General features: G+C 41.3%; 13 protein-coding genes. 3 read left to right on the forward strand and 10 right to left on the reverse strand.

Translation table 11 applies throughout. The features are described from left to right. Positions 1-123: 123 nt before the first annotated feature. Genes trpB through WA352_RS07040 form a run of 5 tightly spaced genes read right to left on the reverse strand, consistent with a single transcriptional unit; the run spans position 124 to position 4,138 of the window. Positions 124-1,329 (reverse strand): tryptophan synthase subunit beta, encoded by a 1,206-nt coding sequence (gene trpB, locus WA352_RS07020; RefSeq protein ID WP_033134493.1) that lies wholly within the window; start codon positions 1,327-1,329, stop codon positions 124-126. A 37-nt stretch (positions 1,330-1,366) separates the two neighbouring features. Continuing rightward, positions 1,367-2,554, reverse strand: a complete 1,188-nt coding sequence (locus tag WA352_RS07025) for a vWA domain-containing protein (protein ID WP_004653418.1) — start codon at positions 2,552-2,554, stop codon at positions 1,367-1,369. 12 nt (positions 2,555-2,566) lie between these two features. Beyond that, positions 2,567-3,418, reverse strand: a complete 852-nt coding sequence (locus WA352_RS07030) for an AAA family ATPase (RefSeq protein WP_033134492.1) — start codon at positions 3,416-3,418, stop codon at positions 2,567-2,569. A 35-nt stretch (positions 3,419-3,453) separates the two neighbouring features. Further along, positions 3,454-3,840 (reverse strand): hypothetical protein, encoded by a 387-nt coding sequence (locus tag WA352_RS07035; RefSeq protein WP_005203531.1) that lies wholly within the window; start codon positions 3,838-3,840, stop codon positions 3,454-3,456. Then, positions 3,833-4,138 (reverse strand): YcgL domain-containing protein, encoded by a 306-nt coding sequence (locus WA352_RS07040; RefSeq protein WP_004653415.1) that lies wholly within the window; start codon positions 4,136-4,138, stop codon positions 3,833-3,835. Before WA352_RS07040 ends, WA352_RS07035 begins: the two co-directional genes overlap by 8 nt. A gap of 170 nt (positions 4,139-4,308) precedes the next feature. Here WA352_RS07040 and WA352_RS07045 point away from each other — a divergent pair, with 170 nt between their 5' ends. Continuing rightward, positions 4,309-5,043, forward strand: coding sequence for a class I SAM-dependent methyltransferase (locus tag WA352_RS07045; RefSeq protein ID WP_033134491.1), 735 nt, complete (start codon positions 4,309-4,311; stop codon positions 5,041-5,043). Between the two features lie 20 nt (positions 5,044-5,063). Here WA352_RS07045 and WA352_RS07050 read toward each other — a convergent pair whose 3' ends face one another. The 4 genes from WA352_RS07050 to WA352_RS07065 form a co-directional block, all read right to left on the reverse strand. Further along, a complete protein-coding gene (locus WA352_RS07050; protein ID WP_005203529.1) occupies positions 5,064-6,206 on the reverse strand; it encodes a ribonuclease D in 1,143 nt (380 codons plus the stop codon). A gap of 286 nt (positions 6,207-6,492) precedes the next feature. Next, positions 6,493-7,089, reverse strand: coding sequence for a recombination mediator RecR (gene recR / locus WA352_RS07055; protein WP_004653413.1), 597 nt, complete (start codon positions 7,087-7,089; stop codon positions 6,493-6,495). A gap of 82 nt (positions 7,090-7,171) precedes the next feature. Further along, positions 7,172-7,501, reverse strand: a complete 330-nt coding sequence (locus WA352_RS07060; RefSeq protein WP_004653412.1) for a YbaB/EbfC family nucleoid-associated protein — start codon at positions 7,499-7,501, stop codon at positions 7,172-7,174. A 12-nt stretch (positions 7,502-7,513) separates the two neighbouring features. After that, entirely contained in the window at positions 7,514-8,701 is a 1,188-nt protein-coding gene (locus WA352_RS07065; RefSeq protein ID WP_033134490.1) for an O-succinylhomoserine sulfhydrylase, read from the reverse strand. Between the two features lie 135 nt (positions 8,702-8,836). Here WA352_RS07065 and WA352_RS07070 point away from each other — a divergent pair, with 135 nt between their 5' ends. Next, on the forward strand, positions 8,837-9,922 hold the full coding sequence (locus WA352_RS07070) for an alpha/beta fold hydrolase (protein WP_005315584.1): 1,086 nt from the start codon (positions 8,837-8,839) through the stop codon (positions 9,920-9,922). Between the two features lie 3 nt (positions 9,923-9,925). Further along, a complete protein-coding gene (locus WA352_RS07075; RefSeq protein ID WP_033134489.1) occupies positions 9,926-10,798 on the forward strand; it encodes an NAD(P)-dependent oxidoreductase in 873 nt (290 codons plus the stop codon). 97 nt (positions 10,799-10,895) lie between these two features. Here the strand turns inward: WA352_RS07075 and WA352_RS07080 are convergent. Continuing rightward, positions 10,896-11,111 (reverse strand): isochorismatase family protein (locus WA352_RS07080; RefSeq protein ID WP_336141661.1); only part of this gene is annotated, 216 nt, incomplete at its 5' end.

Raw genomic sequence — 11,111 nt, forward strand, 5'->3', positions numbered from 1 at the left:
GGCGTCTCCAAAAGTGCTAATTGCAAAACGCTTTATTCTAACGGGATTAAGGTTGATTTAACAATAAAAAAACCGCCTCTCTACAAGAAGCGGTCTATTCACAATGAGATATTCAGTCAGAACTTATAAGCCTAGCTTTTCTGCCACATAATCCGAGTCTTTATCGCCTCGTCCAGAAAGATTGACCACAATGTTAATGTGCTTATCCAACTTAGGCGCTTCACGTAAAGCCCAAGCCACCGCATGCGAACTTTCCAAGGCTGGAACAATACCTTCAACACGTGAAAGTGTCATAAATGCGTCCAAACATTCCTGATCCGTCGCTGTTTCGTATTGCACACGGCCAAGCTCTTTCAGGAAACTATGTTGTGGCCCAACACCCGGATAATCCAAGCCTGATGCAATCGAATGTACTGGCAATGGCTCACCGTTATCATCTTCCAGTACATAGCACGCCATACCATGAATCTGCCCCGGCTTGCCCAAGGTCAAAGTGGCTGAGTGTTTGTCGGTATCCAGACCATGACCCGCAGGTTCTACACCGACTAATTGAACTTCAGGCATATTTAAAAATGCGGTGAATGCGCCAATCGCATTAGAACCGCCACCAACACAGGCAACCACATAATCTGGATTCTGACCAAAACGGTCATTAGACTGGGTTTTGATTTCATTGCCAATAATCGATTGAAAATCACGAACCATTTTTGGGAATGGATGTGGACCAACCACCGAACCAATGGCATAGATATAGTTTTGAGGATCTTTTAAATACTCTTCAAATGCGCTATCCACTGCATCTTTTAAGGTCGCAGTCCCTTGAGTCACAGCAACCAGTTTCGCACCCAAGATTTTCATCTTCACAACATTCGGATGTTCTTTTTCGATATCAACCTGACCCATATGGATTTCACATGGAATACCAACCAATGCACAAGCCGTTGCCAAAGCCACGCCGTGTTGCCCCGCACCTGTCTCGGCAATGACTTTTCTTTTGCCCATATATTTGGCAAGCAACGCTTCACCCAAACAATGGTTAATCTTATGCGCACCGGTATGGTTCAGATCTTCACGCTTTAGATAAATCTGCGCCCCGCCTAATTGATCAGACAAACGCTTGGCATGGAACAATGGGCTTGGACGGCCAACATAGTTTTTAAATAAGTCGTTTAACTCATCCTGAAACTCAGCGGTATGACGAATCTCTTCATAAGCCGTGTTAATTTCATCCATGGCTTCTTTTAAATGCGGTGGAATGAACTGACCACCAAAGTTGCCAAAGAAACCTGCTTCATTTGGCAAAGCAACGCCATTAATTTGATGTTCCATGTTTTTTCCTGTTCTTATAAAGTCTTAATATAAAGTTTTAACGCGATAGATAGCGTGTCATGTCCTCAAGCCCCTTCAAGGTCATTGGAAACATATGATTCTCAAAAATTTCTTTAATCCAGTTAATGGTTTGGGTGTAATGCCAGTAACCTTCCATTTCAGGGTTCAACCAAGCGGTTTTGTCAAAGTGCTGACGTAAACGTCTAAGCCACACTTCACCCGACTCTTCATTCATATATTCAACTGAGCCACCCGCAGATTTTAATTCATACGGTGCCATACTGGCATCACCGACCACGATGACCCGATAATCACGTCCATAGGTATGGAACAGATCCCAAGTATTCATACGGGTTGAACTACGGCGATGGTTATCCTTCCACACATGATCATACAGACAGTTATGGAAATAGAAATATTCTAAGGTTTTAAACTCTGATTTGGCCGCACTGAATAGCTTTTCACACTCAGCAATATAAGCATCCATCGAACCACCAACATCAAACAGCATTAACACTTTAATGCGGTTACGACGCTCTGGAACCAGCTGTACATCCAAAATGCCTTGTTTTGCTGTCTCACGAATAGTGCCATCGACATCCAGCTCTTCAGCAGCACCTTGACGTGCAAATTTACGCAAACGACGTAAGGCAATTTGCATTTGACGGGTTCCCAAAACCTGATCATCATCCAGATTTTGGTATTTACGTTGTTCCCAAACTTTAACCGCCGAACGTTTACGCCCTGGCCCACCAATACGCACACCTTCAGGATGATCACCAAACGCACCAAAAGGTGAAGTTCCCCCAGTGCCAATCATACGATTGCCACCCTGATGCTTTTTATGCTGTTCACGTAAGCGCTCTTCCAGCATTTTCATCAATTCTTCGAGAGAACCCGCTTTTTGCAATTCTGCACGTTGCTCAGGCGTAAGATGCTTCTCTAACAGCTCAAGATCAAACCAGTCTTTGGGTAACTTATGAACTTGTTTCAGCAACTCATCTAAATCAAAAGTTTCGATGCCATCAAAATAATCTTTCATGGCACGATCGAACTTATCAAAAAAGCGCTCATCTTTGACTAAAACCGTTTTAGCCAATTGATAGAACTGTTCCTGATCTGCAAACACAAGACCTGAAGCTACCGCCTGATTAAGATCAATGAGCTCACGTGTTGTTACAGGTACGCCATATTTGCGTAAGGTGTAAAACAGTCGCACAAACATTTTTAAACACTCTTAGCGGCGTGACATAAAGGCTAAACGTTCAAGCAATTGCACATCTTGTTCATTCTTAATCAAGGCACCATACAATGGTGGAATCGCTTTGGATTTATCATGATTACGCAACACATCTTCTGGCATATCATCTGCCATCAGCAGGCTTAACCAGTCAATGAGTTCTGATGTTGAAGGTGGTTTCTTCAAATTCGGGATTTCACGTAATTTAAAGAACACCTGTAAGGCTTCACTCACCAAGGTATTTGAAATATTCGGGAAATGGACCGCAATGATGTCACGCATGGTTGCATCATCAGGGAATTCGATATAATGGAAGAAACAACGACGCAAGAACGCATCTGGCAGTTCCTTCTCATTATTCGAGGTAATGATCATGATCGGGCGTTGTGTTGCAGTAATGGTCTCACCAGTCTCATAAACATAAAACGACATTTTGTCGAGTTCATGCAATAAGTCATTTGGAAATTCAATATCCGCCTTGTCGATTTCATCAATCAACAATACACAACGCTCTTCACTGGTAAATGCTTCCCACAATTTACCGGGTTTAATATAGTTCTTAATGTCATAGACACGATCATCACCTAACTGGCTATCACGCAAACGTGAAACAGCATCATATTCATACAAACCTTGCTGGGCTTTGGTGGTTGATTTGATATGCCACGTAATCAGCTTCAAACCCAAACTTTCAGCCACTTGCTCTGCAAGTAATGTTTTACCAGTACCGGGCTCACCTTTCACCAATAATGGTTTTTGTAAAGCACGAGCAGCTTTCACTGCAAGTTTCAGGCTATCGGTCGCAATATATTGATCTGTACCAGTGAAGTGTTGTGTATCAGCAGACATTTTAAAACCTTATTTTTCTATATGTAACGTTGTATCTAAACTGAACGTGCAGTTTTATTTGCAGTGTATTTTGACCAGCAGAAGCCGATCAGTAACCCCGTACCAATGACAAATAAAATCAATGATAAGTTAGACCAGACTAAGACATGTTCTTTGGTGAGGACACCAAAAAGCAAACCAAAAATTGCTGGTGCTAAGGCCGAGTTTGGGCCTTCTGAAATTGTTGGAGTCGCAAGAACTGCAAAGGCAATAATCCAAAGGATGCCACCAATTGGATTGGGTAGGCGTGACATCAAACGATACCAACACCACAATGCAATGAGCGTCCCTGTAACATAAACAATGATCGCAACATTTTCTTCAGGGAACTGATCCAGTACTGAAAGAATGTTTGACCAAATCGCTGTTAGAGTCTCAAGCACCGCGTAAACCCTCTGGTTCTACCGCATTCGGATTGATTAATCCCTCTGGCGGCATCTGAATAAAAAAGCCTTTGGTATTTAATGAATCTAACACATGTAAAACGTTAGCACGTGCAAGTTTACGCTCATTATGAAGTTCTAAATGCATGACAAAAGTGGCTTTGCCAAATGCTTGTAGAACTGTTTCTGGAACACCTTCAAATGGGTTTTCTTGTTCCTTGTCATCAGGATAATTTGGACGAGCAATATACATATACATTTCATCTTTTTTACTCGATCTATAAATATCGCAGTGCATGTTTACTCACATCTATTAACAATCAAAGACAGCATACATGAAAATAAAAATGGATACATTAACGATTGTTAACGCTAGAGTCGTCTTTTTTCCAGATTCACAATACAACCTATTTCCGAGTATTCGCGCAGAGTGTCATAATCAAGCCATGATTTTTCAATGGCACAGCTATGCAACAAAACAAATATGATGATCCACACTTCTTTACTGAATACTCAAAAATGCCTCGCTCAGTGCATGGCCTAAATGCTGCTGGTGAGTGGTCCGCATTTAAAACACATATACCCCAGTTAAAGAACAAAAAGGTTTTAGACTTAGGTTGTGGCTATGGCTGGCATTGTCAGTTTGCTGCTGAACAAGGTGCTCGTTCAGTGATCGGAATTGATTTATCCATTAAAATGCTTGAAAAAGCACGTCTCTTAACATCAGCCCAAAACGTGGACTATCAACATACCGCAATTGAGGACTTTACAGCAGATAAAGCGAGCTTTGACGTCATAATCAGTTCTCTTGCTTTGCATTACATCGAAGATATTGAGCCTGTGTTTGCCAAGGCTGCATCCTTATTAACTTCTCAAGGCGAACTGTACTATTCGGTTGAGCATCCTATTTTCACAGCCTGTGAACAACAAGATTGGTACTATGATGCAGAGCAACAGCCGATGCACTGGCCTGTTGACCACTATTTCGAACAAGGCAAAAGAGAAACCCATTTTTTAGATGCAAAAGTTGTGAAATATCACAGAACGCTTGAAACCCATATTACAGCCTTATTAACTGCAGGTTTTGAAATTACAGCAGTGATTGAACCAACACCACCTAAAGAAATGGTGGAAAGGTTAAGTTGGCAGAATGAATTAAGACGCCCCATGATGCTCATCATCAAAGCCAAAAAAAAGAGCTAATAAATTAGCTCTTTGATTTTCTAACGTGCTATTTTCATTTGCATCGCTAAATATTCAATATCTTCTTTTAACAACGCAATCAATGGTTGCGTCAGAATGTCATAGCGCCAGCCCATTAAATAACTCGGTAAGGACTGCTCATCTAAATGAAATACCACATGTTCATAGATCGCATTCATCCATTTCTTACGTAGTAATACTTCTTTTGGTATCCCAGTTTTTAAGACTACACTTTCAATCAACGCATCAATTTTGGGTGCAACTTCTTTAGAATTACTCTTGATCGGTTTAGCCATGCGCAATGGCCATTCATCCTCTGGCGGTAAGAACTTGAGTAAATCAAGAATCATTTTGCCATGTTCGCGTACAATGTGCGGACGAATATCTTTAATTCGTGCCAACTGAAAATTATTGCGAGGATTCTTTTCCACCAAATCAATCATGGTGGAGTTTCTCAGAATAAAGCTACGCGGCTGATTCAGCGCCTTGGTAATCTGCTCTCGCCAAATGCTGAGTTGTTGCAATTGCATCAACTCACGGCGCGAATGGCGATAATTACCAATATCAGTGTACAACTCTGCCAATGGTGTTTCCATCGCAATCTCTTTGGTGAGATTCTGACAATCTTCCAATACGTATTGATACAGCCCTTTTGCTTTTAGATCTGTTTTCAATGCATCTGCAAGTTTGCTTAAATAGATTACATCATTTGCCGCATAGCACATCTGCTCTTGCGTTAATGGTCTAGCAAGCCAATCCGAACGAGTCTGATCTTTTTCAATCTCAATATTCAAACAGGTTTTAAGCGCATTTTGATAACTAACTTGAAGCCCATGGCCTAGAAATGCCAACGCAACTTGCGTATCGAATACATTATTTAATGGTTTTTGGTCAGCATAATGATAGATCAGATCTATATCTTCGCCACAGGCATGAAAAATATTCTGTTGTGCAGCAAAAATTTTCGGCCAAAAATTGCTGAGATCCAATGCGGTGCCATCAAGCAATAGAATTTGACCATTCAAATTGATTTGGCAGACACCAAGTTTAGGATATAAGGTATCGACCTTAATAAACTCGGTATCAAGGGCGTAGACAGAACACTGTTCCATCTGCTTGAGGAGAACAGCTAAATCTTGTTGCTGTTGGATAAACTGAAACATGTGTGCTCAAGTAAAATAATAAAGAACCATGTGCAATAAAACTGCCCAATGTCAGTCATTGCTCAACTGAAAAATACAAAAAAATTAATTGGTATTCCACATGCAAGACATGAAATTACTCCTCTTCCATTCATCAAAAAACGAAAATCCTTTTCGCCCGTCAATAGTGCCACAAATCACAATAAATAGATCTACGATAATGTTAGACAATATGTAAAATTTAATTATTTGTTTAAATTAACAGCATGAATTTAATATAAATATATAAAAATGCGAATGAACCCAGTTATTTCATTCGCATACGGTTATGTACAGCTTGACTTAAGGTATGACTATCTACATATTCCAGTTCACCACCTTGTGGCACACCTTGCGCAATTCGAGTCATGTGAATTGGTAAATGTTTTGTAGCTTCAACCAGATAATGTGCGGTTGCTTGACCTTCTACTGTGGCATTGGTTGCCAAAATCACCTCTTGAATCTGCCCTGCACTGAGCCGCTGAATCAAGTATGGAATTCCGATTTCTTCAGGGCCAATACCATCTAAAGGTGACAAATGTCCGCCTAGAACATGATATTTACCGCGGAAACTGCCACTTTGCTCAATCGCCATCACATCTGCTGGTGATTCAACTACACAAAGCAATTGTTCATCTCGCTCTACTGAAGCACAAATATCACAGATTTCATTTTCTGTTAATGAATGACAAATATGACACTCATGAATATGGCTAGATGCTTCATGTAAAGCATGAGAAAGCGCAAATGCACCTTCACGGTTTTTCATTAACAAATGTAATGCCATACGCTGTGCTGATTTGGGACCAACACTTGGCAATATACGTAATGCTTGAACTAATTGTTCAAATCGTTCACTAAACACAAATCAACTCTCATAATCGCCCCTAACCCCTCTTTAATAAAGAGGGGTACTCCTCCCTTTTTAAAGGGAGGCTGGGAGGGATTTAAAATAAACCAGATAAGCCAGGTGGCAAGCCCATACCAGTGTTCGCACCTTTTAATTTCTCTTCAGAAATGGCTTCTGCTTGACGTGCAGCATCATTCATCGCAGCAGCAATCAAATCTTCAATCATATCTGCTTCGTCTTGTAATAAATCAGGACTAATTTCGATACGCTTAACCACATTACGGCAAGTCATGGTAACTTTAACTAAACCACCGCCAGCTTCCGCATGAACTTCAGTTTTTGCAAGCTCTTCTTTGGCTTTTTTAAGATTTGATTCCATATCTTTTTGCATGCGCTGAGCTTGCTGCATGAGCATATTAATGTTCATAAGTTTCTCTCGTTAAATTAAATCTAAACCGCGTGATATGTCGCGAATAATATCATCAATGTCTTCTAAACCAACAGACACACGAATCAAACCTTCTTCAATTCCTGCAGCTTGTTTAGCTTCGGCCGACATTCTACCATGCGAGGTCGTTGCTGGATGCGTAATTGTTGACTTAACATCACCTAGATTACTGGTAATCGACAAGAAACGAGTGTTATCGATCACAGTCCAAGCACCTTCACGCTGGCCTTTCACCACAAAAGATACAACACCACCAAAACCTTTTTGTTGTTTTTTCGCCAACTCATGCCCAGGATGATCAGCTAAACCAGCGTAATACACCTTTTCAACTTTTTCATGTTGATGCAGCCATTCCGCTAATTTTTGTGCGCTCTCGCAATGGGCTTTCATACGAATGCTCAGTGTTTCCAAGCCTTTCAAGAAAATCCATGCATTGAATGGACTCATTGAATTACCCAAAGTACGAATCACACCATTTACTTCTTCAAGCAAGTCATTTTTACCAACAACTGCACCACCAAGCGCACGACCTTGGCCATCAATATATTTTGTTGCTGAATAAAGTACTAAATCCGCACCAAACTTAATCGGTTGCTGTAATACTGGCGTACAGAAGCAGTTATCGACCGCAAATAAAGCGCCATTGGCATGGGCGATATCTGCAATGGCCTGCATATCACCCACTTGTGCCAATGGATTTGACGGCGTTTCAATAAAGAGAATACGCGTGTTTGGACGAATCGCCTGTTTCCAGCCTTCAAGATCATCTAAATCGACAAAAGTCACTTCAACGGCAAATTTCGCGACATATTTTTCAAATAATGCAATGATTGAACCGAATACCGCACGAGAACAAATGACATGGTCGCCCGCTTTTAAATAGGCCATACACATTGCATGTACCGCAGCCATACCAGAACTGGTCGCGACTGCACGTTCTGCGCCATCCAGTACCGCTAAACGCTTTTCAAAAGCCTGTACGGTTGGATTGGTATAACGTGAATAGGTATTACCAGCGATTTGCCCAGAGAATTTTGCTGCAGCATCAGCCGCACTTTCGCACACAAATGATGAGGTCAGGAAAATTGGCTCACTATGCTCACCTTCAGAGGTACGATCATGCCCTGTGCGAATTGCCAGTGTCTCTAGTTGGTATTCTAAATCATCGCTTGGATTCATCGTTCTGTATGCCTTATGATCATAATGAAGAAATATGCCAATATTTTGAGCGCCTAAGGTATTTAAGGTCAAGGCGTAAGATGAAATTATCGCTTAGACTTCGTGCAATCTTGACTCATGATGAGACTTTCTAAGATGAAATCGCTTGTGGAACAGCAAAAAATAAATTTTAAACATCTGGCTATGCGTGTCTTCGATGCCGACAAACTGGTTTTGTCTCAATCGACACCCTATCAAGTGATTGCACAATTCAAACAAACCCGTGTCCGTTTCTATGCTTCAGAGAAAAAACTCTATAAAGAACCACTGGTGTTCGTTGCACCTTTAGCAATCAATATGGATATCTATGACCTGTATCCTTACCGTTCATTGGTCAAACACTTTCAGGAAAGCGGTTTTGATGTGTATCTAATTGATTGGGGTAAACTGACTTATAAAAATTATCAGATTAACTTTCTATCTTTTATTGATAACTTTATTCCTAAATGTATTGAAGCCATTCAACAACATTCTAAATCTGAAAAAATTTCACTACATGGTTGGAGTATGGCGGGGATTTTCGTCACGCTTTATACCGCACGCCATCAACCGAGTGTAGTGAAAAATCTTGTGGTCTTAGGTAGTCCGATCGACAGCTATGCTTCGGGTTATATTGGCAAGTTATATAAAACTTTGGCTTATCTGACTAACCGTAACCCCACCATTAAAGATTACATCTATAACCGTTTACCGAAGTTAATGATTCATTCACCAGGCTTCCTAAACTCGCTTGGATTCAAACTGTTAGATCCTAAAGGCTGGATTGATGGCAATATCCAGTTATTGAAAAACTTGGATAATCTAAAGTTGGTACAAGAAGATGCGACGCTTAGCCACTTCTTAAATAACATGATTGATTATCCGGGTGGTGTGAATCAGGACATGCTATTTAATGTCTGGTTGCAGAATCCTTTAAAAAATGGCGCAATTCAGCTCAAGAACAAAACTATTGAACTCAAAAACATCAATTGTTCTCTATTCGTGGGTGCAGGTAAAGGCGATCAACTGGTGACTTCTGAGTCCGCATTCCCGCTGACCCAGTTGACAAGCAGCCAAGATGTCACGTTTACTCTTATCCCTGGCGGGCACTTAGGTTTAATGTCCAGTCAAAACAGTTCCATTGAGTTCTGGCCAACACTGGCGACATGGTTAGCCGAACGATCAACACAAATAAAAAGGTAAAGTATGACTCAATCTGTTGCATTCATTGGTTTAGGCGCTATGGGCTATCGTATGGCGGCGCATCTTCCTAAATATTTCGAAAACGTTTATGTCTGGAATCGAAATTTTAGTAAAGCAGAACAGCATGCAACAGAATATGGAACTCAAGCCGTTGAACTTGCTCAAGCGGTTCAGGCCGATATTATCTTTTCTTGTTTACCGACCAGCGATGACGTTGAAGCATTAATCGAAGGTATTGAAATTAAGTCGGGCTCGATCTGGATTGACTGCACCAGTGGAGTGCCCGAAGCAGCACGCCGTCTGGCTGAGAAATTAAAAGCTCAAAATGTGGACTTTTTGGATGCACCCGTCAGTGGGCAAACGGTTGGCGCTGAAAATGCAACCTTAACCGTCATGGTGGGCGGCGATGTCAATGCTTTTGAACGTGCTTACCCAGCAATGGCAGCCGTCGGAAAATTAATTCAACATGTCGGTGAATCTGGTGCTGGCTTTGCGGTAAAAGCCATTAACAATATGTTGCTCGCTGTGAATTTATGGTCTGTTGCCGAAGGATTTAGTACCTTAAAAGCACATGGTGTCAATCTGGATGCCGCACTGAACTGTATTAATGCTTCTAGCGGAAAAAGTCTAGTTACCGAAACCATTTTCCCGCAGCGTGTATTAAGTCGTGAGTTTCCTGTGACGTTTGGATTACCTTTACTGGCGAAAGATACAGGCATCGCGCTTGATCTCGTCAAGGATGCCAAGCTCCCTGCTCCGATTTTGTCGTTAACGCAAAGTTTGATTCAAGCAGCGAATTTAACTGCTGAGCCCAATAGTGACTTCTCTGCAGCCGTTAAATTGTATGAGTCGTGGAGTAAAATTACCCTGAAATAAGAGAATTTTAGTGTAAAAGTCTTTTTAAAACATCAAAACCGCTCTATTGAGCGGTTTTTTAAAACATATAAAAATTGTTATTTATAAACTTTATATATCAGACTCTCTTAAAAACCACCTCATTCACCGATGCACAAATCCTAATTTCATCACCAAGCGACCACTCTGCTGCTCTCGCCGCCATCGCAGCAGGTACACCATGCGATCCTGGTCCTGCTGGCACATCATATGTTGCATGGGCGTCATGTGGTAACAATACGTCATAACCAAGCTCTAATGCAGCACGTGCAGTTGCTACAACACACATCTCGGA

The sequence above is a fragment of the Acinetobacter sp. 102 genome (assembly GCF_037028485.1).
Lineage (GTDB): Bacteria > Pseudomonadota > Gammaproteobacteria > Pseudomonadales > Moraxellaceae > Acinetobacter > Acinetobacter higginsii.

Bases quoted from the DNA above. Each gene is read 5' to 3' on its own strand.
- trpB (WP_033134493.1), bottom strand. From the start codon at position 1,329: ATGGAACATCAAATTAATGGCGTTGCTTTGCCAAATGAAGCAGGTTTC.
- WA352_RS07025 (WP_004653418.1), bottom strand. From the start codon at position 2,554: ATGTTTGTGCGACTGTTTTACACCTTACGCAAATATGGCGTACCTGTA.
- WA352_RS07030 (WP_033134492.1), bottom strand. From the start codon at position 3,418: ATGTCTGCTGATACACAACACTTCACTGGTACAGATCAATATATTGCG.
- WA352_RS07040 (WP_004653415.1), bottom strand. From the start codon at position 4,138: ATGCACTGCGATATTTATAGATCGAGTAAAAAAGATGAAATGTATATG.
- WA352_RS07045 (WP_033134491.1), top strand. From the start codon at position 4,309: ATGCAACAAAACAAATATGATGATCCACACTTCTTTACTGAATACTCA.
- WA352_RS07050 (WP_005203529.1), bottom strand. From the start codon at position 6,206: ATGTTTCAGTTTATCCAACAGCAACAAGATTTAGCTGTTCTCCTCAAG.
- WA352_RS07060 (WP_004653412.1), bottom strand. From the start codon at position 7,501: ATGAACATTAATATGCTCATGCAGCAAGCTCAGCGCATGCAAAAAGAT.
- WA352_RS07065 (WP_033134490.1), bottom strand. From the start codon at position 8,701: ATGAATCCAAGCGATGATTTAGAATACCAACTAGAGACACTGGCAATT.
- WA352_RS07070 (WP_005315584.1), top strand. From the start codon at position 8,837: ATGAAATCGCTTGTGGAACAGCAAAAAATAAATTTTAAACATCTGGCT.
- WA352_RS07075 (WP_033134489.1), top strand. From the start codon at position 9,926: ATGACTCAATCTGTTGCATTCATTGGTTTAGGCGCTATGGGCTATCGT.